The sequence below is a fragment of the Paenibacillus sp. J22FR83 genome, assembly GCF_059691955.1.
In genome coordinates this window covers 40,584-66,636 of sequence record NZ_JCAUAM010000021.1, presented here as the reverse complement: position 1 = coordinate 66,636, position 26,053 = coordinate 40,584, and the positions used below count along the sequence as shown (strand labels likewise).

Sequence of the window (26,053 nt, the reverse complement as noted above, 5' to 3'; positions counted from 1 at the left end):
TTATCGCGGCAGGCTGGTTTTAATTTGATAAATGACAGCGCTTTCAAATTTGTTTTGAAGCAAAAGCTAGGAAGCAGCCTAGCAGCATGGAGAGGGGGTGATAATCACAGAATAACGTTTCTTTCATGATGGATTGGAAGGATGGAGCAGAAATTAATTAAGGAGATGAAGGAAATTGAAAAGATCTAAGGCGTATTTGATACTGACAGTAGTGAGTATGTTAATAAGTATATTGGGGCTAGGGATGGGAGTTCCTCCCCAGATTGTTCACGCTGCAGGGGCTACGTATTATGTCAGCCCTACTGGAAGTGCATCGAATAATGGATTGTCGACAAGTGCGCCTTGGTCGCTAACCAAGGCAGCCTCTACAGCTGCTGCTGGAGATACTGTACTCTTTATGGACGGGATTTATAGTGATCAACTCATTCCACAGAACAGCGGAACAACGGCGAACCCGATACTATTTAAAGCGATAAATAAAGGACAAGCGATACTTACGTATCCGAACGCGGATTCATATATTGTTCAAATCAAAGGTAAGTCTTTCATAACGTTGAATGGATTTAAACTAACCTCACATCTGAATCTTGGAAAATGGCTGAAAATAGACAGCACCGACGGTACCATGTATTCAGCGGGTACAGCGAACGGAACACCTAACAGCAACATTACGATTTCAGATTGCGTCTTTTCGTACGCAACGGCCGGGTGGGGCTACCGTGCACCCATATTCATTAATTACACCAGCCAGTTAAAGTTACTTAACAACATAGTTACAGAGGCTTATTTAGGCGATGATTTGATTACCTTCTCCAATAGTTCCAAATTGTTAATCGAAGGCAATAACTTCAGTAAGGCAAGGCACACGGTGTTGAATTTCTCTTACTTTGACACGAACTATAATACTGTAAGCGATGTTGTCGTGCGAAACAATGTATTTAACAGCCAGTGGAGTCGGAATTTCGAAATCTTCCCCAACAATAGAATTCTTCTGGAGGGAAATGTGTTTTCTGAACAAAGGTATGGATCCGGAAATGCATCATCCAGGGACTCCGTCCATGCCGATGGGACTATTTTCCGTAATAATCGTTTCATTCGAAACTATAGTGGAGGTACATTAGGCAGTGCTCCGTATTCAGCTAACATGTCTTTCCAAAATTCAGTCTTTTATAACAACGTATTTGCAGAGAACGAAATGTTTGTTTATTTGTTTGGCGGTAATGGCGTGTTCACGATCAAAAACAATTTCTTTAAGAACAACATTTTTTATAACAATGATAACAATGCGTCCAATACGAATCTCAGGTATTTCGAAAGAGCATTTAATGATGACGGTTCTAGAACACTCAGCTTTATCAAAAATAACTTCTGGCACGGTCCGGGCGTAGTCCCTAACTTCCTCGGAAATAATAATAGTTTTCTGTTTAATAGTGACTATAAACTATGGTCTCTGTCCGAGGTGGAGTCGATGTCAGCGGCTGTCGGAACGAAAGTTCCACTGTTTGCGCAAAACATGAACGTAAATCCTTTATTCACGGATCCAAACAATTACAATTACACGTTACAATCTGGTAGTCCGATGATCGACAGTGGTACGGATCTGACAACAGCGATAGGTGCTGGAAGCGGAAGCACATCGCTTACAGTCAACAATCCGAACTATTTTTTTGATGGCTGGGGAATCGACAATCAGGTGGGAGACCTCATTTCCGTGGGTACATCCGCTAATCGGGCGCGTATTACGAACATTGCTTACACGAAGAATGCAGCGACCGGCGTAATTACAAGTGGAGTTCTCAGTTTGGACACGGCATTAACTTGGGCTGATGGAGCCTCCGTCAATCTGGCTTATGCTGGCAGCGCTCCGGACATGGGGATTGTTGAGACAGGAGCTGGTGCTCCGGAATCCTTGCAGGTAACGAGCGGTCAATTCAAGGCGGTTACCGGTTCTGCAGTACCATTTTCCGCCACTGTGTTCGGTAGTTTCATACCTGTATCATATTCATGGAGCTTTGGCGATGGTTCAACAGGAACAGGGGCTAGCCCAACCCATGCTTACAACCAACCAGGTCAATATGCCGTATATAGTAAAGCGACGGATGCATCCGGCAAATCGATATCCGGCATAACATATGTGATTATTAACGCAACGGATTATCTGAGTCAGCCGATGCTGTACAATTCATTTGACGCCGATGACAATTTATATACTCAAATTTATAGACACAGTTCACGTGGGAATGAGGTCACGAACTACGAGCGCATCTATGAGAATGGTACCAACGGAGTCATCCACGTCTACTATAAGAGTGGCAACGATGAGACTGAACAACTGAGATTTGGGAATTACCCGCCAGACTGGAATATCAATCAATTTCCAATTATGAGCGCCAAGTATAAGGTGAATCCGGGAACGCCGCTTGTGTTAGCCTTGGAGGCTTATCCAATACGTCTGGATAATCGGACATATCCGATTGCGGCGACCGCTTCTTCCAACGAGCCAACAGCAGCATATACCTTGATTGCTGACGGCCAGTGGCATACGATTGAGGTGGATGTGAGGGCAATCCGAAATCTGGGGGGAACCTATGCGGGGTTGAATTACCTTCGTTCGGCCAGCTTCAGAACCATGGCAGCAGGTTCCGCAGGACAAGAATATTGGATGGATGATTTCACCATCAAACCAGCTCCAATACCACCGACGACAACAGATAATGCTCCGACGGGTTGGGTCAATCAAGATACGACAGTTAATTTGAGCGTAACCGAGGGAACATCCGTTGTAGCCGCTACTTACTATACGGTAGATGGCGGAACGCAACAAAACGGCACATCAATCGTCTTGACGACAGAGGGAGTTCATACGCTAACTTATTGGAGCGTGGACATTTCAGGCAATATGGAAACCCCGCGCACGGCAACCGTTAGGATTGACAAGACAATACCAGCAGATGCAACTTTCGCGGCAGATATGACAGTGCCGACCAAGTCTGATGTCACTATCACGATCAGCTATCCGGCTGATGCAACCGTGAAAGAATACAAAGTGGGTACTAGCGGCGCATGGACAGCTTACGGAGCTCCTGTAGTTGTTTCTGCTAATGAAACGGTGTACGCAAGAGGAACGGATGCTGCGGGCAATGTATCCAATGTCTCCCAATATGTAGTCGGTAATATAGATAATACGATTCCAACAGCAACTGTGACCTATAGTTCGGTAACCGCACAAAGTGTCACCGCCACAATCACACCGAGCGAACCGGTAACGATTACGAATAATGGGGGTTCAAACAGCTATACATTCACATTTAATGATAGCTTCACCTTCGAAATCGTTGATGCAGCAGGAAATCACGGAAATGCGATAGCGACAGTGACCACTATTGCATCAAAGAGTAAAGCCAAACCAAGTATACCTATTCTTTCTGATTCCAATGGAAATGATACTGGTCTCGAAGATGGTAATTACAGTATAGCGATGAATATGTGGTACGGTGAAAATGGTAGAATATATAAGCTTTATGAGAATGATACATTAATTGATACACAAATGCTAACTGACAATTCACCATCAGCTCAATCTACCGTAACATCAATTACTTATAAGCTGAATGGGACTTATCGTTACTATGCCGAACTTACTAATGCCTTCGGAACAACAATGAGCGGCACACACGTAGTAACTGTAACAAATGCAGCTCCGGGTAAATCAGTTCTGTCGAACGATAACTGGGATGGTGATGGCAACTTTAAAGTCAGCATGAACATGTGGTGGGGAACGAATGGCGGGACGTACAATTTATATGAAAACGGTATTCTCATCTATTCAGAAGTACTGACCAATCATACACCGGATGCCCAATCATCCGTAACGTCCTTAGTAAATAAAGCTAAGGGCAACTATGAGTATCGAGCTGAGCTCATTAACTATGCGGGAGCTACATCTAGCGAAAAAATGATTATACATGTTACGAATTAGTTTGTTTATTGTGGATGCCTCTCATTAGTCTAACCTTCACTTGACAAAACATACTGTAATAATTATAATTACAGTATGCAGTAACATTTCGAGTGAAGGTGGCGAGGCGTATGTTGAATGTTGCAATTGGTGATTGGGTCGTCGCAACAACAAGTGAAGATGAAATGGTTCATGGTTATGTAGAAGCGATCGCGTGGCAGCATGGTATCGCCTTCGTTCATGTCATTGCTTCTGATCAAGATGAGATCATTGGTCATCAAATTGAAGTGAAACTCTCCAGTGTGAAGGCACTGCCAGTTAGTGGACTTGATACAGAAGACGGCGTACGCAGTATGATCGACATTGCTCTTAGCATCAAGGATGAGATGTGGTTTATGGAGCTAACCGATACATTATATTCTTTACAATCTAGTGGATCTAAGTCGACTAAAGACAAAGTTATCTCTAGTTTCTATACGAACCGCCTAGGCGTGGATCAACTGTGATAGCTGAAGTCATAAGAAGCCAATCTAATCGATAACTTGCATGGCAAGGTTTATCGGTTGGGTTGGCTTCTTCGTTGCGTTCGGATCTGCATGTGGGGAAGGTGGCGGCGGATTAAGCGATTGGTCGGATGAGTGAGTTGGGGAGTGTGACGTATTCGTTGAACATAAATTCTGAGGTATCTACAACAGTTGGCATGTACTTGGGGATGTGGATCGAGGTCAAGATGTAGAATGTATGATGCAATGTGCTGGTTCGAGAGCGAGCGGAAGAGGAATGGATTAGACTAGTTAGTTGTAGAAAAAGACCATCGTTCCGGAGTTGAGCAATTTTGGAGAAATTGCTTCAGAGTAACGGAACGAGGATCCCTTATTTAGGTGATAAACGTGAATTCGAAAAAGTTACGGAACGTGGTTCCGTTATTTTAGCCGAATTGGTGTTATTAGGTGTGAAAACGTAATAATAGCGGAACTACGTTCCATTTCTTAGCGAATATGTCGGTTTTTAGAAAAATAGCGGAACCAGGTTCCGTATCTCGAACATGTCCCCAAAACACAGGGAACTACGAGTCTACGCGGTTTAGAGTAAAGCCGACCGTAGAAAGTACACTACGTCGTTGTCGTATTTTCTCCTGTATTTCCTGGTTTACTCCCCGCAGGCGCTGTACTTCCCGCAGCCTTCGCCGCTGGCACGCCTTTCGCCACTTCCGCGGCGAATAAAGTCTGCATTTCGGCGACTTTCTTAGCGTCGGCAGCTTCTATTTTATCGGCGAAATATTTCTCGACGAAAAGCTCCCATGTCGGCACGACTTTCTGTGTGTGGATGGATTTGACGGCAGTTTTGATCAGCCTGCGTTCCTTGGCATTCGTGTACATGTCGACGTAGTGCTGCTTGCGTTCAAAGTCCAGCTCGGTGAAGATCGAGCGGAACACCTCCGCTGTCATCTTCGCGTCGTCCAACGCTCGGTGAGCCGTGCCTTCGGCGACGATGTTCAAATCCGTCAGTGCAGCTTCGACACTGACATCATTAGTTACTTTTTTGAAGCGGGTGTACCCTTTCAATAAGTCGAAGTAGTGAGCGGCCATCCAATACGCATCATCTAATTTGTGCATCCGCGTATCAAACACGATTCGCTTGAGATCTTCGCCACCCCACGTGACAAGCAACAATTCTTCACTTCGTCCGAGCCAGTCCAAGAAATCGGCAATTACTTTGCGGAAACCAGCCGCTTCGTCAATATCTTCTTGGGGGATCCCCGTTTTTTTCTTAATAAAGGCGTTCAATTTAGAGAAATATACTGGCTTAATTAAAGCTGAGAATTCATCAACTTGCTTAAGTGAAGCATCTAAACGGACAGCGCCGATTTCAATCACTTCCATGGGTAAATCACTTGCAAACTTGCGGCCGTTAAATTCGATATCTAATATAATGTAATCCATGATGTGCCCCCGTTTCTTCCTATCCTATCATTTTAGCAGAAAAAGCTTACGTTGCCAGCTTCTGTTTACGATAGACCGCACGCAGCACCAGACTTAATAGGAATCCAGAGAAAGACATGACCGACACCCAGATGAATAACGTGTGTACACCAAAGGCTTGATAGAACCATCCCCCAAGGTAAGAAGCGACGATTCCTGAGACTCCGAAGAAGATGATAGCTAGCACAGTCTGTCCAGTTGCACGCCATTCCTCTGGGACAATTTGATACAAGTACTGAATCGCAGCCGAGTAGAAAATGGGGAAAGTGAACGTCTGGAGAAGCTGAATCGCAACAAGCACATGTGGATCCGTTACCCAAGCGCTGACCAAGAAGCGCAAAAAATAGAAGAAGGCAGCGAATGAAATAAGCGCTAATTCTCTCCCTTTTCGAAGCCACCAAAAGCTTAAAGCGAATACTAGAATTTCACTCCCAGCAGCTAGGAAGAAGGCGATCCCAACCAAATGATTGCTGCCTCCTAATTCACGGATGTAGACACCAAGAAATGTGTCATTAATCCGTTGTGGGACTGCGCATATGAAGATTAGAAGCATGAACCAAATCGTTTCTTTATTGCTTAGAAATTTTCGCAGACTGCGCAGCGAGATAGGTTTCCCGGTCACAGGAGCGTCGGGCAAAGCCAAGCAAATGATCAAGCTCAATATCCCAATGCCGCCAAAAAGGTAGGCCAAGCTATGAATGCCGAAGTATTGCGCCGCATAGCCCACAATCAAAGACATCACTGCGTAGCCGACGGCACCAAATGTCCGAATAGAACCATAGCTTGTTCCAAGGCGTTCGGCAGTTTGAAAGTTCAGACTTTCTGTCAAAGGGTCCAGCGGCATTAAGAAAAAGTAGAGCAGCATCGTAAATAGAAGCAGCACGATAAAGCTATTGGAATCGTACAGCAAGTACCCAATGATGGTGGAACAGAATAGAAGCAGCAGCATAACCTTCTTGATCGTTTTTGTTCGATCGCTGATCATGCCCCATAGGGGTTGTGAAAATATGGCGATGAAACCACCAGTCCCAATAATGAGGCCAATTCGTGATGTGGAAAGTCCCTGTGCGTCCAAATAAACCGGTAGAAAAGAGACGAAGAGGGCAAGTAATGCGAAATACATAAAGTTAAACGAGCGCAATAAATTGGATGAATGCATGAAGACCTAACCTTCCTTGAAGTACTAGCGCGATGCTGTCGTGAATGTACATTCTATCATGCTCAGCCAAAGTTGCAAAAAAAATTTATCAAGAACGAAGTTGTGAGGGGTTCGTTCCTGTTACTTTTTTGAATTGGCGGCTAAAGAAATATATGCTTCGATAACCAAGCGCCTCAGCGACTTCACTGACATTCATGCCTAGTTTAAGCAAGTAGGACGCACGCTCAATTCTAGACTGAATGAGATACGATTCAATCGTCTGGCCCATGATTTCTTTGAATTTAAGCGAGAAATAGCGTGGAGAAAGATGCGCTTCTTTGGCTAATTCTTGAATGCTATGCTGCCTCCCGGGATCTTGCCGAATATGAGAGGCGATATCCATCATCACACGGTTCAATGAGCGCCGCGATTGATCACCTTGAGGTTGATGGTCAGGAGCTTGACGTTCAAATAACAGAAGAATTAGCCTTAGCAGCGTCTTCGCTTCTTCCTCCTGCCCATAAGCCTCAGAGTGTCTGACTTGTACGAAACGATCAAGATAGTTCTCATGGAATTCAGCAGGATCGAAATGGACGAAAGATGGGAGCGACATCGGGTACGAATGATCCCCTTCCGCAGAGAAATGAATATACGTAACGGTAAGAGGGCGTTCTGGATTATGCTTCGCACTGGACAAGTCCCCTGGCTTAAACAAGAAACAGTCGCCGCTGCTAACGTGGTAACGCTTGCTATTTAAGGTGACCTCACCTTCACCATCCCATACATACCAGAAATCGAAGTCTTGGAAGGGGTCGTCCTCGCGGCGGCTCCATTTCCAATTCACTTCACAAATAACTTTGCCGAAATAAGGATTAAGTTGAATGGCTTGAGATGTGAAAATGGACACGAGACTCACAGCTCCTCTGTGTAAAATAGTGCAAATTGTATAGTGCTTGAATGCATTTATTTTACTACTTTCTATTCATATAATAAAGTTATGAATGGTTAAATTATTTAAACGGAGGGGTTGCCGTTATGCCAAGAACTGAACAGACTGAGCAAACGCCTGAAGAAATATCAACGAGGCTGTACCGATACGACCGTGTTGCAGATAAAATTGAAGGTAGTACTCATTGGAATGAAACCCATCTTGCTAATTATTGGCGAGACGGATATGCCGCAATTGAACATGTATTAAATGAAGAAGAAATTCAGAATTCGAAAGAAGCTTTGTATGAGCTTATTTTTAAAGATAACAAAGGAGCACAAATTCAATTCTCTAAACCGAAAAGTGAATTAAAAACGGACGAAGAGAAGGAACTCGCCGTTAGGAAGGTACATGAGTTTGTCAAAGTGGAAGAACGTCTGCGTGGGATAGCAGAGCATCCTGCGATTATTGCCATTGTTCAAGATATTCTAGGAGAAACGCCGCGGCTTGTGCAGGATATGGCATTGCTTAAACCTCCGCATGGCGGTGGGGAAAAGCCGTGGCATCAAGATATGGCTTATGGAAATTTGGCGTATGAGAAACCCGTCGTCGGCGTGTGGATTGCTCTAGATGAGGCTGCGCTTGATAATGGCTGTATGCATGTTATCCCGGGTTCTCATGCGGACGGGGCAACACCCCATTATGCCATTAGAGACTGGCAACTATGCGATGCCCATGTGCAAGTGGAGAGGGATATCGCAGTGCCTTTACTGCCAGGAGGGATACTATTGTTCCACGGGTTACTCAAACATGGCACTCCGTATAATCTATCAACGAAGAAGCGCCGCGCACTCCAGTTCCATTATGTAGGTGAATCCGCTGTTAAGCTTACGCCGAAGGAATACAAACGCTTTTTTACTAATGAGATGAGCGGTGCAGAATGCTAGATGTTATTAGATGAGTTGTATAAAAGTAGGCGCGCCTAATGGGGACGCGCCTTTTATGTGTATTCACACGAAGTGTTCAAGGGTCATTTCTTCGAGTTCTTAGCCTGAACGTGCACGAATCGAACGAATTAACTGCAGGGTGGATTCGAAGTAAGGTTCATCCTGGTAATATTGAATGAATAAGTCTTCAAAACCCTCGGTGTTCGTCGTCATTCGGTAAGAGATGATTCCGTGGTACCAAGGAATGATCTTGTTGAATAAGGCTTGGCGCTTATCATATCGAATATCTTGCATGGTTAGCCCTTTGTCCAGAAAATAGCTCAGAATGGTTTGATAGCTACGGAAAACGACGTTTCCGAAATTATAACCACTCGGTTCATTGGCTGCGAATTGATACATACTTCGGTTTATGATGCAGAAGCGAGGGTTTTGCTGCAAGATAGACATTTGGATATACATTTGGTTAAAGGAAGAATCCAAAAAACGATCGGGAGTATCCACCTTGATTAAATCTTCCCGGCGTAAGACGGTGCCCGTAATAAAGGTTGACATAATGGACGTTTCCGCTAAAAAGGCAGAGAGTCCCTCTTTCTCATAGATACGTCCGTCATTATTATGCACATTAATGTGCAATACGCCACAGTCAAGGTGACGCTCAATCGTGTCCAAAAGTGGCAGAAGAGTTCCGTCTACTTGAAAATCATCGTCTCCTTGCAACTTAATGAATTTTCCTGTTCCTTGGAACATCACACGAAAAATGTTCCGGTCTGCTCCGATATTCTCATCGTTACGGTTATATTTCAGATTCTGGTACCGTGCACGGTACTTGTCGACCACTTGCGGAGTTCCATCGGTTGAAGCGTTGTCCGACACAATAACCTCAACCTTATCGTTGTTTCCGACCTGCGACAAGATCGCTTGGAGACAAAGATCCAAGTTCGCTGCACGGTTGTAGGTTGGCAGGCAGATTGACAGAAGTTTTTGATGACGACGAGCCAACAAGCGCTGCTCCGCTTCTTCCTCGCTGCTTACATTTTCCCAGATCGCGCTTCCAGGATCATAGACTTGAATGATACGAGCAGGGGATCCCTCCACAACACAATAATCAGGAACATCATGTTCAACGAGAGAGTTGGGCCGAACCACACTGCCTTTGCCGATATGAAGATTACCGATAATGACTGAGCTGTCACCCAAACAAACTCCTTCTCCAATATAGACATGGTCAGATTGTGTAGTTAAGCCTTGCGACAAAACTGGAATGCCAACATGACGATAATGATGATCCGTATCGGAGATGAATACGTTCGAACCTATCTCAACATGGGGTCCTAATTCAACCCGATTCGCTGCCGATATTATTAAACCTGGACTGGATTTGCAGCCGTCCCCGAGAATAATTCTTGGGTATTTCTGTGGATCCTGACTGATGATGTTGAACCAGTAATGGGCTTGGATGGATACGTTACGACCAATGGATACGCCTTCTGGGCAAAAGATTTGTCCGCCTTCCTGAATCTTAGAATTTTCGCCGAAATGGTGAAACCTTGCTGTAAAATCCGCATGTAAATAAGGTGTTGACATTCGATTCACTCTCCGTCAATTAAATTCGATGTTGGCGATTGGATGCTTCGAATAATGGCCAAAGCCTCTTGATAGTAAGGTTCATCGTGATAATGCTCGGTATAGATTTCTTCAAACCGTTCTACGTCCGCAATCATACGCGTTTCAATAATACGTCTGTACCAGGGGAGTGCATATTCATACAAGGTGCGTTTTTTCTCGCTACGAAGCTGATCAATCGTTAATCCTTTGCCAATAAAGAAAGATAGAATCGATTGATAGCTGCGGAAAATGATTTCGCCAAAATTGTATTTATCGGAGGAAATACCTGCGTAGGTAAACATATTTGAGTTCATGATACAGAATTTTGGATTTTCCATTAAAATGGCATATTGCAGATACACTTGATTAAAAGAGGAATCGACAAAACGAGCAGGATCCTTTATTCTTTTCAATTCTTCACGCCGAAAAATGGTTGAGGTAATGAAAGTAGCGTAAATTGAAGTCAATTCGAGGAAAGTACTCATGCCTTCATGAACTTGAACGCGTCCATTGCCATTTCTTACATTAATGTGAACGACACCGCAATCGCCATGCATATGCAGAACATGAATAAGAGGCATAAGCGTTCCGTCAACATAGAAGTCGTCGTCACCTTGAAGCTTCACGAACTTCCCATTCGATTGATTCATTACCTGGTAAATATTCCGGTCTGCTCCAATATTTTCTTCGTTACAGCTATATTTCAAGTTCGGATACAGTTCGAGATATCTATTCATAAGAGCTGAAGTCGAATCCGTAGAAGCATTGTCAGAGACAATGACTTCAACCAAATCGCACGTTCCAATTTGTGAGAATATGCTAGTTAAACAATGTTCAAGATGAGAGGCTCGATTGTAGGTTGGGATGCATATCGATAGGAGCGGGTGTTGTTTTCGATAGTTTACAAAATGTGCAGCGTCTGAATGAGGTGGAATATCGACCCAGTTGCCTATGTCAGGCAGGTAGATTTGTATGATTTGGGCTGGATCTCCTGCTACGACACAGTAGTCTGGCACGTTGCTTGTTACTACACTGTTGGGCTTAACGACAGCACCTTTGCCAATGGTTACAGGTCCTTTCACGATAGCATTTGCTCCGATCCAAGAGCCTTCACCAATTCGCATGTGCTCACCAATGACCTGGTTATTGTAAGAGGTATCTGTAAGGGTAACATTCGGCCCAATGAGCACATTTCGTTCTAACTCAATATGGTTATGGGCGGTAACATTGACACCCAAATTGAATTGGCAGCCGTCACCAACTACAACTTTGGGAGATTTCCCTGCACAAGAAGAGACCTCATTAAATACATAAGGAGCGCGCATAAAAACATTGTTTCCTAGGGATATTTGTCCCGGACGTTCAAAATGTCCCCCCTTCTGAATGAAAGTATTCCTTCCGAATTTATGAAATCGTGAAGCGAGCTCTGGACTAATATATGTTGTCAAATTTCTCTCCTCCAAAGTACAAATTCCATCAATTTTGTCCACTAGTATTCAACATATTCAACTTACTCCAATAGTTCCATTGGGTATTAATGGGTTTATTTAAACTTAATTCCATTGCCTATCGGCGTTTGTCTCAATCCAATGAAACGTTAGACTCATAGGATAATATTGGTTGAATTTTAATTGAAACGGAGGCAATTTCCGTATGGAACAGTCTAGCAGCGAACTTAGGCAACAAATTGTTGCTTTAACTAAACAATATTATGAAGCGAATTGGCCCAAAACGGTGTTCAAACCGGGAGTTTCCAATGTCCCAGTAAGCGGTAAAACGTTTGATGAGGAAGAGTTGAGCCATTTAATTGACGCATCGCTGGATTTTTGGCTAACAACGGGCCGTTATGCAAGTGAATTTGAGCAGAAATTTGCTTCATTTATTGGTACACGTTATGCGTTGCTAACAAACTCAGGTTCAAGTGCTAATCTACTTGCCCTATCTGCCTTGACGTCACCTCTATTAAAAGATCGTCGGCTGCAGCCGGGAGACGAAGTCATTACGGTAGCTGCGGGGTTCCCGACAACGGTTAATCCGATTATTCAAAATGGGCTTGTGCCGGTTTTTCTGGATGTCAAACTTCCGACTTACAATATCGATACAACATTATTAGAAGCGGCAGTTAGCAATCGTACAAAAGCAATTATGATCGCTCATACGCTAGGCAACTTGTTCGATCTAGGTGAAGTGAAGCGAGTAGCGGATAAATATGGGTTGTGGCTGATTGAGGATTGCTGTGATGCTGTCGGATCGGAATATGGGGGACGTAAAGCGGGGACTTTCGGAGATCTGGCGACTGTCAGTTTCTATCCTGCACACCATATTACGATGGGTGAAGGCGGCGCGGTTCTAATGAATTCTCCTCTGCTCAAAAAAATAGTCGAGTCTTTCCGCGATTGGGGACGGGACTGCTGGTGTGAGCCTGGCAAAGACAATACATGCTGCCGAAGATTTGGCTGGCAGCTTGGTGATCTGCCATTTGGCTACGATCATAAATATACGTATAGTCATATCGGATACAACCTGAAAGTAACGGATATGCAAGCAGCGGTCGGTGTGGCTCAAATGCAGAAGCTGCCAGATTTTATCGCGAAGCGAAAAGCCAATTTCAATCGACTCAAGGAGGCACTCCAACCGTTGGATGAATACCTTCTTCTGCCAGAACCGACCCCAAATAGTGTTCCGAGTTGGTTCGGATTCCCGATTACAGTTAAGGACGAATCACCCGTTTCTCGCGAACAGCTGACAGCAGCACTTGAGCGGAATCGTATCGGCACTAGATTGCTATTTGCAGGGAATTTGTTGCGTCAGCCTGCGTACAAACATATTACTCATCGTATTGTTGGGAACCTGACGAATACGGATGTGATTATGAATCGAACGTTCTGGATCGGCGTCCATCCTGGTCTAACGCAAGAGATGCTTGATTACACAGTGCAAACGCTTAGTGATACCTTGAAGAAAAGGGGTTAGCCAATGAAGGTCGTTATTCTTGCCGGGGGATTCGGTACGCGAATTAGCGAAGAAACACATGTTAAGCCGAAGCCAATGATCGAAATCGGTGACAAACCGATTCTTTGGCATATCATGAAAACCTATTCGTCACATGGTTTTAACGAATTTATTATTTGTTTGGGCTATAAAGGATACTTTATTAAAGAATATTTCGCTCACTATTATTTACATGAAGCGGACATTACATTTGACTTCGGCAATCATAACGAAACGATTGTTCACCATCATAATGCACCGCCTTGGAAGGTCACATTGGTGGATACCGGTAAGGATACGATGACAGGAGGTCGCGTCAAACGTATCCGGAGCTATGTCGGAGATGAGACTTTTCTGCTTACTTATGGGGATGGTTTGTCGGATCTAGATATGGGGAAACTCATTGATTTCCACAAAGCTCATGGGAAACTTGCAACTGTAACTGCGGTTCAACCTTCTGGCCGATTCGGATCGCTTCGTCTGACGAAGCAAGATCAAGTACTCGGCTTTCAGGAGAAACCAGCAGGTGACGGAGGCTGGATTAATGCCGGATTTTTCGTCATGGAGCCGGAGGTTTTCGACAAGATCGACGGTGACAGTACGGTACTGGAAAAAGAACCATTGGAGAATCTATCGCAGAATGGGCAATTAATGGCTTTTAAACACGAAGGTTTCTGGCATCCCATGGATACACTGCGTGACAAAAATTATCTAGAAGACTTATGGAGATCACAGAAAGCTCCTTGGAAAAAATAAAGACTGGGAGAAAGGTGTAGACCTATGGTCAATTCAGCTTTTTGGCGTGGAAAGAGAGTCTTCATTACTGGACATTCAGGCTTTAAAGGAGCTTGGCTATGTATGTGGCTGCAATCACTTGGTGCCGACGTTATCGGATACGCGCTGCAACCTCCGACTACGCCTAGTTTGTTTCATTTATCTGGATTGGATAAGGATATGCAATCGACCTTTGCGGATATTCGAGATTTAGAGCGATTACAGCAAGTGGTGGCTGACACGGACCCGACAATCATCTTTCATATGGCCGCCCAACCGCTCGTAAGGAATTCCTATAAGCACCCAGTAGATACGTATGAGGTTAATGTGATGGGAACCGTGAATATGCTAGAGGCTGTTCGAATGTCTGCAGCTGGTGGGAAGAGCTCGATTCAGGCCGTAATTAATGTAACAACAGACAAATGCTATGAGAACCGGGAATGGGCGTGGGGATACCGAGAGAACGACAGGTTAGGTGGATACGATCCCTATTCGAACAGCAAAGCTTGTTCGGAACTCGTCACTTCGGCTTATCGCAATTCTTTTTTTCACCCTGAGAAGGGGATCAGTATTGCTACTGCTCGCGCAGGCAATGTAATTGGAGGCGGGGATTGGGCGGAAGATCGATTAATTCCCGATTGTGTGCGTGCATACTTATCAAAGAACGTAATGAGCATACGCAATCCCGCTGCAACTAGGCCTTGGCAACATGTATTGGAGCCGCTAGGCGGCTATTTGTTACTCGCTGAACACATGGTGCAGAATACGGAGAAATATGGGGGGAGTTGGAATTTCGGACCTCAAGACGCTGATGTTCAGAGTGTGGAGTGGGTGGTGCAGCGGCTTGGTACGAAATTAGGAAACCACGACTTCTATGAAATCGAGCCAGGATCCAATCAGGGCAAGCATCCACATGAAGCTAATTTGCTTAAGCTGGATTGTTCCAAATCAAGCAGTTATTTGAACTGGCATCCGAGGTGGTCGCTTGATACGGCACTGGATCGAATTGCAGAATGGCTAATCGCATACCAGGAACAGCGTGATATCCGCACCATCTGTTTGGAGCAGATTGAGGCATACATGGCTTAAAGGAGGTAGTTCGGATTGCGTATACTGGTGACCGGAGCTACTGGTTTTGTTGGGGCGTGTCTGGCAAAGCGGTTAGTAGCGGAAGGATACGACGTACACATCTTTACTAGATCGTCATCGGACAAATGGCGGATTCGAGACCTGCTTCCACATGTCACTGAGCATGACGTGGATTTGCGGAATTCAGAAAGGATTCGCGAGCGGATAGCTCTCATTCGGCCAGAAGTTATTTATCATGCTGCGGTCTACGGAGGATTTTCTTTTCAAAATGATGCCGAATTCATCTATGCCTTGAATTTCCAAGGGACCGTTCATCTGTTATCAGCGTGTGAACAAGTGGGATTCTCAGCTTTCATCAATCTGAGCTCCTCGTCTGAATATGGAATGAAATCTACTCCGATGCAAGAGGATAATCTACTTGAACCTATTGGCGATTATGCTGTTTCGAAGGCAGCAGCAACGCTATATTGTCGTTCGAGGGCGGTAGAAAGACAGCTCCCGATCGTAACGCTGCGACTATTTTCTCCCTATGGACCCTGGGATGACCCTAAACGCTATATCCCTTATGTTGTACGCACGCTGCTTGCTGGTCAGCAACCGCAATTGACGGTTCCTCATTCTGTTCGTGATTACATTTATATAGATGATGTGATAGAAGCTTGTATTTGTGCAATGCGTCAAACAGCGTGCTATGGGCAGATTATCAACATCGGTTCAGGTAAGCAAGTGTCGATCGGCAAGGTCGCGGATCTGCTGACGGAACAAATTGCTAATGGCATCGAGCCTCAGTGGGGAATGTCATTACGTAAGAAGCTGGAACCGACGGTTTGGAGAGCAGATATTGGGAAAGCCAAAAGGTTATTACACTGGGAACCAAAGATAACAATGCAAGACGGGCTTTCCCAGACGGTAGATTGGCATAGGGAACAACTGAGTGGGAATTCCGGCAACTAAAGGGGGAACAGTGATGAAGTGTTCGGATTATGTGATTGATTTTATCCACAAGCAGGGAGCTTCACACGTTTTTGAGATGATTGGGGGTGCAATTGCACATCTACTAGATTCCGTACATTCGCGCGACGACGTGCATTGTGTCTCTATGCATCACGAACAGGCAGCGGCATTTGCTGCGGAAGGTTACGCTCGAATTAATGGTGTGATCGGAGTCTCCATGGCAACGAGCGGTCCTGGTGCATTGAACATGCTGACAGGGATCGGTAGTTGCTATTTCGATTCAGTTCCCTGCTTGTTCATTACCGGTCAAGTAAATACGTATGAATTTAAGTTTGATAAACCGGTCAGGCAGATCGGATTTCAGGAAACAGATATCGTTAGTATCGTGAAGCCAATCGTTAAATATGCAGAAATGGTTACGAATCCCGACAAGATGAGATATTGCCTGGAGAAGGCCATGTATTTGGCTCAGTCGGGCAGACCAGGCCCTGTTCTACTGGATATTCCGATGAATGTTCAACGGGCAGATATTGATCCGGAAGGGTTAGAGAGCTTTATGGACAGCGAGGAATTTCGCAAATTACAAGCTCAGGAAGAAGTGACTTGCGACTTAAACAAGTTGGACGAGGTAATGGCGTTAATAGCGGAGTCAACACGACCGCTTATTCTAGTAGGCGGTGGAGTAAGGGCAGGAAGAGCCACAGAGGAATTGCTTGCTTTTGTTGAACATACAGGCATTCCTGTTGTTCACTCGCTCATGGGTCTCGATGCTCTTCCTGCTGTCCATCCTGCAAGTTTCGGTTTAATCGGCTCTTATGGAAATCGATACAGCAACTTGGCACTTGCCAACTGTGATCTCGTACTGATCTTGGGATCTCGTCTCGATACACGCCAGACGGGCACGCGTCCAGATACATTCGCTCGTGCTGCACGCAAAGTGCATGTGGATATCGAGTCAGTCGAATTAAATCATAAGGTTAATGCGGATATTGCGTTTTCGTGCGGTGTGAAACCTTTTCTAATTGAAATGAATAAACGCTTGGACGGTTGGGGCAAAAAAGACATCTCTGCATGGGTACACATGCTTGAAGCGTATCAAGAACGCTATCCAACTTTGAGTCCTCCTGCTGAAGAAGGGGGAATTGATCCGAATTTGTTCATGGAAAGATTGTCTGATCTGTGCTCTGAAGGAGATATCATTTGTCTGGATGTAGGTCAGCATCAAATGTGGGCAAGTCAATCGTTTCGATTAAAGAAAGATCAGCGCTTGTTGAATGCGGGTGGTATGGGGGCTATGGGCTTTGGGCTTCCTGCAGCAATTGGTGCATCTATCGTTGAACCGAATAAGAAAGTGATTGTGATTGCAGGAGACGGTGGTATACAAGTGAATATGCAAGAATTGGAAACGATTTACCATCTGAATCTGCCCATCAAAATCATTGTGATGAACAATCATGCACTAGGTATGGTTAGACAGTTCCAAGATTTATATTTTAACGGTCGTAGGCAATCTACGGTAATGGGTTACAGTTGTCCAGACTTTGTCCGAATCGCCGAGGCTTATGGAATTCCAGCTTACGTAATCGATAAATCTGTTGGTGCAGATGAGGTTATGAAACAGGTATTGGCCGAAGAAGGGGCTGCGTTAATTGAGGTGAAATTGCATCAGGGAACGATGGTGAATCCCAAACTAGTCGTCAACCGTCCGATTGAAGATATGTCGCCTTTACTAGATCGGGAAGAGTTACGACAAGTAATGGTGATAGATGTGTTGGAATCAAGTAAGGAAGAGAAAGAGGAGTCTGAATAAGTATGAGTAACATCGTTTAGTAGGAGTAAGCGTCCCGTTTCCATTCTAGTGAATGGGAATCGGACGTTTTTATTTTTTTTCATTCGTGTGCTCACTCATTCGTCCATGCAGTTCAAGGCGCTATTCATATCATATACGAGGAACTAGAATAGTTTCATTTTTAAAGAGGGGGCTGATGTATTTAATCTTAGAGATTGTCTATCAATGATTGATAGGTTGAATTCTATTCCAAAGGAGGTGTGAGGCTTTGAGTAAACTTGCTCGGTTAATGGATCTAGTTGAATACGTCGTTATCATGAACATTAAAAAGATTGAAATCGAGTACTTTAACGAACTGGCATACAAAATAAAATTCAATATAGGTGATAGTGAACTACAAAGATTATCAGAATTCCAGCGTTATTTGGCAACCATAGATTGGCAGCAAGTCGAGGGAATTGAGATTGAACTTTACAATGGACAAGCATCAGAAATTGAATTTCCTGATGAGTTGGTAGGTTTGAAGGGGGCGATGTGGGTTGCGGGTGAGGCGGGTGAAATAGGTGGGATGGGAGCAACAGGAGCAACAGGAGCAACAGGAGCAACATCATCGGGAGAGATAGGAAAGTTAGGAACAACAGGACCTATTGGTGATGTCGGAGCCATTAGTGAGATAGGTTCAATGGGAGTGACAGGTTAGTGTTGATAGAGGGATTAATATTTTCCAAAATATGTTTTATTCCATCATTGTCCTCTCTCATTCGTCCATGCGCATTAAGTTTGTAAACATACTATATAAGAGGATGCTAGAGTATTTTTATTTTAGTAAGGGAGGTAATGTTAAAAAAAGAAATAGTTTCCTATTGTAATAAATAGTTTTTAAATTCATAGGAGGTGTAAGGCTTTTGAGTAAACTTGCTCAGTTAATGAGTCTAATTGGTGTCGTAGGTATGATGAATATTGAGGAAATTGAAATCAAGTATTTTAATGGTATTAAACTCGAATTAAAATTTGATGATGATGAGAGTTTAATTGTTAGAGAGTCTGCTCTCGCGAATTTTTTAGCACTTATCGACTGGATTCAGGTCAAAGAGATTGAAGTTGAACTTTACAATGGAGAAGAGTTTGAAATTAAATTTCCTGAAGGTCCGATAGATCCGATAGGTCCAACTGGAGCAACTGGAGCAACAGGAGCAACAGGAGCAACAGGGGCTACAGGTGCAACAGGACCATATGGAGAAGGTGGAACAGGAGCAACAGGAGCAACAGGAGCAACAGGAGCGGCAGGGGCAACAGGGGCAACAGGAGCAACAGGAGCAACAGGGGAAACAGGAGGAACAGGAGCAACTGGAGGAACAGGAGCGACAGGAGCAACGGGTGCAACTGGAGGAACAGGTGCGACTGGAGCAACGGGAGGAACTGGAGCAACAGGAGCGACGGGTGAAACAGGGGCGACAGGAGCAACAGGAGCAGGAGCAACAGGAGCCACTGGAGCAACAGGTGAGATGGGGCCAGCGGGACCTGCAGGAGGAGCAACAGGAGCGACTGGTTTGACAGGAGCAACAGGCGAAACTGGTGCAATTGGACCGACAGGAGCAACAGGAGCAGGTGTGACAGGAGCAACGGGAGCAACAGGAGCCACTGGTGCGACAGGGGCAACAGGCGAAACTGGTGCAATTGGACCGACAGGAGCAACTGGAGCAGGTACGACAGGAGCAACAGGAGCAGCCGGAACACCAGGGCTTGCAGGTGCAACAGGAGCAACGGGTGCGACAGGTGAAACTGGAGCAGCTGGAACAGCCGGGCTTGCAGGAGCGACAGGAGCAACGGGAGCAACGGGAGCAACAGGAGCAACAGGAGCAACGGGTGCGACAGGTGAAACTGGAGCAGCTGGAACAGCCGGACTTGCAGGTGCGACAGGTGCAACGGGTGCGACAGGTGAAACTGGAGCAGCTGGAACAGCCGGACTTGCAGGTGCAACAGGAGCAACGGGTGCGACAGGTGAAACTGGAGCAGCTGGAACAGCCGGACTTGCAGGTGCGACAGGAGCAACGGGTGCGACAGGTGAAACTGGAGCAGCTGGATCAGCCGGACTTGCAGGTGCAACAGGAGCAACGGGTGCGACAGGTGAAACTGGAGCAGCTGGAACAGCCGGGCTTGCAGGAGCGACAGGAGCAACAGGAGCAACGGGTGCAACAGGAGCAACAGGAGCAACAGGAGCAACAGGAGCAACGGGAGCAACGGGAGCAACGGGAGCAACAGGAGCAACGGGAGCAACAGGAGCAACGGGAGCAACAGGAGCAACAGGTACAACAGGAGCTACTGGTCCAGATGTTCTTGCCCAGTCATTCTCAGCTTTCTTACCTGCACTAGCGACATCTGCATCATCTCAACTCACAGGTTGGACCGTAACAACTCCGTATTACAATGGCACTACATTTAACCCTACTACAGGTGTCTTTACAGCTCCAGCAACAGGCAGATATGCGTTCGAAGCCACGATCAACTACTCTACAACTGCAGCAATATCCGTTACGCTAGGCGCGGGAGTAACACCTGCATTTGTAATCCGCAGAATAACACCGATTGTAACAGATTTGATAACGGGATTGTTCCCAGTTTTGAACATCAACGTCGCGCTTGTTCTAACATTGAGAGGTATTTTGGGAGATGGAACGGTTACGTTGGCAGGTACGGTAGAATTGTTAGCAGGGGACACAGTTGGTCTCTTCTATGAAGCTAACGGTCTAACGCTTGCGCTTGATTTAGGGGGAGCCGACTCATCAGGTATTGTTTGGTCAGCGTTCCGAATTCTTTAAGGATAGCTATCTTATCTAACTACTAGAATAACCTTAGTTTATGAAAGAGTTGGCTTAATAGTCAGCTCTTGTTTTATACATAAAATTGCATAAAAACAGTAGTTGGTATGGGATTATGTAAAGTTTCGCATCTTTTTATAAGGAACTCAGTTGTTGGGATGTCACTTTTTTTACGTTAGCATTATTGAAGAAACATATTTAATTGACATCTAGTCATGTGCATATTTTAGGGTGGACAACCATCTATTGCCAAAAAGCACAGACAAACCCCCTCCGTAATTCGTATGATGAACTATCACAGGAGGTGTTGTAATTGAGTCTCTTAGTTGGCAAAAAGAAAAGTTCGTTATCTTCGAAAAAGCGATTAACAATTAAAAAAAGTGGCGTTAAGCTCCACAAAGTAAGTGGTTGCAGCTGTCACAAAAGAAAGAAAAAAAGATGTCACAAAATTGTTGTTGTTAAAGTTGGGCGCAAATGTTGTAAAAGAGGTCCAAAAGGAAAACGTGGTCCTCGCGGCTTTAGAGGATTCCGTGGTGCTGTTGGAGCGACTGGGGCAGCAGGAGTTGCAGGCGCAACAGGAGCGACCGGAGCAGCAGGAGTTGGTACGACTGGTGCCACTGGAGCAACTGGAGTTGGTGCGACAGGAGCTACAGGAGCAACAGGAGCTACAGGAGCAACAGGTGCAACAGGAGCAACAGGTGCAACAGGAGCAAGAGGTAAGAAAGGTGACGATGGTGACCGCGGTCGCAGAGGTCGAACAGGAGCGACTGGTGCAACAGGACCCTACGGAGAAGGTGGAACAGGAGCAACAGGTGCCACTGGAGCACCAGGCTTAATTGGACCTACAGGTCCAACTGGTCCTGGGGTTGGAGAAACAGGAGCGACAGGAGCAACGGGAGCAACGGGAGCAACCGGAGAGCCAGGAGCAGCTGGATTGGCTGGAGCAACAGGAGCAACAGGAGCAACAGGAGCAACAGGAGCAACAGGAGCAACAGCAGCAACAGGAGCAACAGGAGCAACAGGAGCAACAGGAGCAACAGGAGCAACAGGGGCAACAGGAGCAACAGGAGCAACAGGAGCGACAGGAGCAACAGGAGCGACAGGAGCAACAGGAGCAACAGGGGCAACAGGAGCAACAGGAGCAACAGGAGCGACGGGAGCAACAGGAGCAACAGGAGCAACAGGTATTACAGGTGTTACCGGAGCAGGGGCTATTATTCCATTATCATCCGGTGGTCCAATTGCTATGACAACTGTTTTAGGCGGACTAGTTGGTACTGTAGGTGTCATTGGATTTGGTAGTTCTGCAGATGGAATTAGTCTTGTAGGCGGAGCAATTGATTTAACAGGTGATGTTCTTGGCCCGATTATTGATTTTGCTATCTCAGTCCCTAGAGATGGTACGATCACTTCGATATCTGCCTTCTTTAGTAACACGATTGCACTGAATGTTCTTACAACTGAAATCTCAATCACTGCCCAATTATATAGTGCACCAGCGACAAGCAACACCTTTACTCCGATTCCAGGAGCAGCAGTTACTTTATCGCCTGTGCTTAGTGGAACCGTCTCACTTGGTGATATTAGTAGTGGTATTACATCGCCAATTGCGATTCCTGTAACAGCAACAACTCGTTTATTAATGGTATATTCCGCTACTGCAGTTGGTGGATTAAGCCTAGTTAATACGGTTGTGGGCTATGCAAGTGCAGGATATACAATTAACTAATAGGTAACTTGAAGTTATCAGAACGGGGCTCAATATTACTACTATTCATTACCTATGACTACACCTAGGGATGAATGGTGGTAAGTTGAGCTTTTTTCCAGTGTACACTTTCAATTTATTCCTTATCGTATGCGGAAGTGACGAAAAATCAGGAAATAATTGTGTCTTATACATGGGCAAAGCTCAGAGGCAAATGTGAGGATTGCTCAATATGATAAAAGAGAATGTCAGGATTATTTCCTTTACTATAAAGTTGAGGTGAGAGCTTTGAAGACCAGTATTATAATCTTGACGTATAACCAATTGCCTTTAACACATGCTTGTTTGTTAAGCATTCGAAAGCATACGACGGAACCGTATGAAATTATTGTCGTGGATAATGGTTCTACCGACCATACAGTACCTTTTCTGCGCTTGTTTCCGGATATCAGGGTAATTAGTAATGAGGCGAATTTGGGATTCGCTAAAGGTTGTAACCTAGGTTTAGAAGCGGCAACTGGCGATTATATCTTATTCCTCAATAATGATACAGTTGTTACCGAAAATTGGCTGACTAACATGATCCGAGTTCTTGAGCAGGATCATAGGACGGGGATGGTAGGCCCAGTAACGAACTATGTAAGCGGATATCAAAAAATTCCCGTGACTTATACGGATCTGTCACAATTGGACAATTTTTCGCAAACTCATCGTGCGTTGCATGCCGGACTAACCATGGAGGCTCGCCGGTTGGTAGGGTTTTGTTTGTTGACGAAGAAACGCATTCTTGATGAAATCGGCGGGTTCGATGAGAGGTTTGGCTTAGGCAATTATGAGGACGATGATCTATGTCTTCGTGTACTTTATGCTGGATATAAGTTATACATCGTCCGAGATTCGTTTATTCATCACGTTGGACATGCGACAATGAATCAATTGAATGGATTGAGCTTGTCACAGTTGTTGGTGACGAATCGCGATAAAGCCTCGGAGAAGTGGGGAGCAGAAATTATTAGTCTGTTATACAGACCGCCAGTAACAATTTCCTTTTGTATACTGGTAAGGAATTTGGATGAACAATTTATGACGTGCATGAAGTCGATTGACGATTTAGCAGATGAAATTATTCTGGTAGATGCCGGCTCGGCTGGTCTTACGCAAGAACTCGTAGATGCCTATACAGATAAATGGATCATTACGAATGAAATCGATGAGTGGGAGGCACGCAATTTGGCTTTCCGACAGGCATCCAAGGATTATATCTATTGGATGGATTCCGATGAGATGTTAACGGAAAGAAATCAGCGCAAATTCAGAGGGTTGAAACATTCACTAAACCCTATGATAGATGCGGTGACGATGAAGAGTTATCGTGAAGTCGACATTGTGAGCGAAGCGTTGGGAGCTGAGCCCTTAATTCGATTGGTGCGGCGAACAGTTCCAATCACGGTGCATGCACAGACGAAAGAAATCACAGTAGAAGGAACAGTGTATCACAGCGATGTGGAAATTCATAAAACGCCTTAATACAAAACGAAAAGGGCTAACCTGCATAGGTAAGCCCTTTATTGTGTAGGCATAGTTACGCCATCTCAAATTCTTTCATTTTATTATATAAGGTTCCCCGCGAAATTCCGAGCAGTTTAGCTGCTGCGCTTTTGTTGCCTGCAGTTTTGACCAGTGCCTCTTCGATCAAGGTGATTTCATCACGCTCGCTAACGGATTCTTTGAACAGCATAGGGGAAGTTTCGGTATCCTGAAATAAACTCGGTTGCTGCTCTTGAAGTGCCGAAGGCAACTGATCTAACGTAATGATCTCATCTTCGTTTAGAATCATACTGCGCTCAATCACATTTTTCAATTCCTGAATATTGCCAGGCCAATTGTATTGTGACAAAGCCAAAATAACTTCTGGCGCTAAAGTGGGAGCTGGTTTCTGGTATTGCAAAGAAAACTGTTTGAGATACATATGAACCATCGCCGGTATATCTTCGACACGTTCGCGCAGAGGTGGGATTCGAATGGAAACGACATTCAGTGCGTAATATAAATCAGCTCGAAACTCATGTGATGCAAGCTTGCTGGCCAAATCTTGTGTCGTTGCAATAATGATGCGTGTTCTAACATTGATGGGCTGATTCCCGCCAGAGCGGACAAGTGTTTGCTCGGAAATGTAGCGATAAAGCTTCGCTTGGAGCTCCAACGACATTTTCTCAATATCGTTAATAAACAGTGTCCCCTCTTTGGCTCTTTCTAATTTGCCGGGCTGACCGCCTTCACTCCCACTGAAAGCTCCCCCCTGATAACCGAATAGTTCGGTCTCCAGTATCCCCCCAGGTACAACGCCGCAATGTACAGTTACAAAAGGCTGCGCAGAACGCGAGCTGGACTGGTGTATGATTTGTGCCAACTGTTCTTTCCCGACACCAGATTCACCAATGAGGAGAACAGGTGTTTCGGTGGCTGCTACTTTCTTAGCCCATTGGATGACCTTACCAATCGCGGGTCCCTTTCCTTTGATAAGGGCAAATGGATCTTCCTGCGAAGCTTCAAAAGGGAGTCCTACAGACTCAACAGTTGTTAATTGTTCATTCAATCGCACCAATTGCGTGATATCTTGTTCGGTTGCAAGTCCACCAATGATCGTTCCCGCGGCATCTTTGATCGGGGAAGCATTAATGAGGACATGCGTTTCAGGCCTCGGACGGTGATACGTATTACGGATGAGCCGGCCTTCATCTAACATTTTGAGAACCATCAAGGTTTCTACGTCAAAATGTTCTCCAATTCGCTTGCCAATAATGTCAGCCCGCGGTAAACCATAGAGTTCCTCTGCCACTGGATTCCAGCAAATCACCGCACCATCTCGATCAACAACGGTGACGGCATCGGTCACTGTATCCGCCAGTGCGGTGAAGTAGGCGTGCCACTTCTGCCGCTCTTTCATAGCGTAAATCGCATATGCGTGTAAGCTGAAATAGCCGATAATTTCCCCATTTTCATCCCCGCAAAGGTTGAATCTTTGTAAATCTTGTAGTAATACTTGCCCAGCATCCTGTGCAAATAATTGTCCGATTTTATGCACCGGTGTATGAAAGAAAGATGTTAGTTGAAGTAACTCTCCTACATCCCCAGCTGTAAAGGTAAGTAATAGGTCAACCTCTTCAGGTGTAAATAGCGCGAACAATTGATTGTAATGAATGAGTACGGCCGCACCTGTGTGCAAAACCGCAATAACGTCAGTAAGTTTCGTATCGTAAGGGAGTGTTTGAATTGTTTTGTGTAATGGAAAGTGTTCAGGAATGAACATGTTAACCCTCTTTTATCCGCCATATTTGGTTTTAATTTACCATGAATAGGTAGGCGATTCA

General features: G+C 45.1%; 18 protein-coding genes. 12 read left to right on the top strand and 6 right to left on the bottom strand.

Going from position 1 to position 26,053, the window contains the following annotated elements; all coding sequences use genetic code 11:
- Positions 1-175 precede the first annotated feature (175 nt).
- Together AC58PV_RS29490 and AC58PV_RS29485 are read left to right on the top strand one after the other, a co-directional pair.
- A complete protein-coding gene (locus tag AC58PV_RS29490; RefSeq protein ID WP_497436378.1) occupies positions 176-3,979 on the top strand; it encodes an OmpL47-type beta-barrel domain-containing protein in 3,804 nt (1,267 codons plus the stop codon).
- 110 nt (positions 3,980-4,089) lie between these two features.
- Complete coding sequence (locus tag AC58PV_RS29485; RefSeq protein ID WP_497436377.1) at positions 4,090-4,464, top strand: hypothetical protein; 375 nt, start codon at positions 4,090-4,092, stop codon at positions 4,462-4,464.
- Between the two features lie 606 nt (positions 4,465-5,070).
- Here AC58PV_RS29485 and AC58PV_RS29480 read toward each other — a convergent pair.
- The 3 genes from AC58PV_RS29480 to AC58PV_RS29470 all read right to left on the bottom strand — a co-directional run bounded on the left by AC58PV_RS29480 (position 5,071) and on the right by AC58PV_RS29470 (position 7,985).
- Positions 5,071-5,901: a 3'-5' exonuclease gene (locus AC58PV_RS29480; RefSeq protein ID WP_497436375.1), complete on the bottom strand. Its 831-nt coding sequence runs from the start codon at positions 5,899-5,901 to the stop codon at positions 5,071-5,073.
- Positions 5,902-5,947: 46 nt separating this feature from the next.
- Positions 5,948-7,099, bottom strand: coding sequence for an MFS transporter (locus AC58PV_RS29475; protein ID WP_497436374.1), 1,152 nt, complete (start codon positions 7,097-7,099; stop codon positions 5,948-5,950).
- Between the two features lie 88 nt (positions 7,100-7,187).
- Positions 7,188-7,985: an AraC family transcriptional regulator gene (locus AC58PV_RS29470; RefSeq protein ID WP_497436372.1), complete on the bottom strand. Its 798-nt coding sequence runs from the start codon at positions 7,983-7,985 to the stop codon at positions 7,188-7,190.
- Between the two features lie 128 nt (positions 7,986-8,113).
- Here AC58PV_RS29470 and AC58PV_RS29465 point away from each other — a divergent pair, with 128 nt between their 5' ends.
- Positions 8,114-8,953, top strand: a complete 840-nt coding sequence (locus tag AC58PV_RS29465; RefSeq protein ID WP_497436371.1) for a phytanoyl-CoA dioxygenase family protein — start codon at positions 8,114-8,116, stop codon at positions 8,951-8,953.
- Positions 8,954-9,052: 99 nt separating this feature from the next.
- Here AC58PV_RS29465 and AC58PV_RS29460 read toward each other — a convergent pair whose 3' ends face one another.
- Positions 9,053-10,537 carry a glycosyltransferase gene (locus AC58PV_RS29460; protein ID WP_497436370.1) on the bottom strand — a complete coding sequence of 495 codons (1,485 nt, stop codon included), beginning with the start codon at positions 10,535-10,537 and terminating at the stop codon, positions 9,053-9,055.
- Between the two features lie 5 nt (positions 10,538-10,542).
- A complete protein-coding gene (locus AC58PV_RS29455) occupies positions 10,543-12,006 on the bottom strand; it encodes a glycosyltransferase (protein ID WP_497436368.1) in 1,464 nt (487 codons plus the stop codon).
- Positions 12,007-12,211: 205 nt separating this feature from the next.
- Here AC58PV_RS29455 and rfbH point away from each other — a divergent pair, with 205 nt between their 5' ends.
- The 9 genes from rfbH (at position 12,212) to AC58PV_RS29410 (ending at position 24,209) form a co-directional block, all read left to right on the top strand.
- Positions 12,212-13,531: a lipopolysaccharide biosynthesis protein RfbH gene (rfbH, locus tag AC58PV_RS29450; protein ID WP_497436366.1), complete on the top strand. Its 1,320-nt coding sequence runs from the start codon at positions 12,212-12,214 to the stop codon at positions 13,529-13,531.
- A 3-nt stretch (positions 13,532-13,534) separates the two neighbouring features.
- Positions 13,535-14,305 carry a glucose-1-phosphate cytidylyltransferase gene (rfbF, locus tag AC58PV_RS29445; RefSeq protein WP_497436364.1) on the top strand — a complete coding sequence of 257 codons (771 nt, stop codon included), beginning with the start codon at positions 13,535-13,537 and terminating at the stop codon, positions 14,303-14,305.
- 24 nt (positions 14,306-14,329) lie between these two features.
- Positions 14,330-15,412 (top strand): CDP-glucose 4,6-dehydratase, encoded by a 1,083-nt coding sequence (gene rfbG / locus AC58PV_RS29440; RefSeq protein WP_497436363.1) that lies wholly within the window; start codon positions 14,330-14,332, stop codon positions 15,410-15,412.
- Between the two features lie 15 nt (positions 15,413-15,427).
- Positions 15,428-16,366 (top strand): NAD-dependent epimerase/dehydratase family protein, encoded by a 939-nt coding sequence (locus AC58PV_RS29435; protein ID WP_497436362.1) that lies wholly within the window; start codon positions 15,428-15,430, stop codon positions 16,364-16,366.
- 13 nt (positions 16,367-16,379) lie between these two features.
- The gene (locus AC58PV_RS29430) at positions 16,380-18,176 is read left to right on the top strand and encodes a thiamine pyrophosphate-binding protein (RefSeq protein ID WP_497436360.1); all 1,797 of its coding nucleotides are present in this window, start codon (positions 16,380-16,382) and stop codon (positions 18,174-18,176) included.
- 247 nt (positions 18,177-18,423) lie between these two features.
- Entirely contained in the window at positions 18,424-18,855 is a 432-nt protein-coding gene (locus AC58PV_RS29425; protein ID WP_497436359.1) for a hypothetical protein, read from the top strand.
- A 205-nt stretch (positions 18,856-19,060) separates the two neighbouring features.
- Positions 19,061-20,974 (top strand): collagen-like protein, encoded by a 1,914-nt coding sequence (locus tag AC58PV_RS29420; protein WP_497436358.1) that lies wholly within the window; start codon positions 19,061-19,063, stop codon positions 20,972-20,974.
- A 313-nt stretch (positions 20,975-21,287) separates the two neighbouring features.
- On the top strand, positions 21,288-22,703 hold the full coding sequence (locus AC58PV_RS29415; RefSeq protein WP_497436356.1) for an exosporium glycoprotein BclB-related protein: 1,416 nt from the start codon (positions 21,288-21,290) through the stop codon (positions 22,701-22,703).
- A gap of 267 nt (positions 22,704-22,970) precedes the next feature.
- Positions 22,971-24,209 (top strand): glycosyltransferase family 2 protein, encoded by a 1,239-nt coding sequence (locus AC58PV_RS29410; protein WP_497436355.1) that lies wholly within the window; start codon positions 22,971-22,973, stop codon positions 24,207-24,209.
- 55 nt (positions 24,210-24,264) lie between these two features.
- On the opposite strand, the gene AC58PV_RS29405 is transcribed toward AC58PV_RS29410, so the two are convergent.
- Entirely contained in the window at positions 24,265-25,992 is a 1,728-nt protein-coding gene (locus tag AC58PV_RS29405; RefSeq protein WP_497436354.1) for a sigma-54 interaction domain-containing protein, read from the bottom strand.
- Positions 25,993-26,053 lie beyond the last annotated feature (61 nt).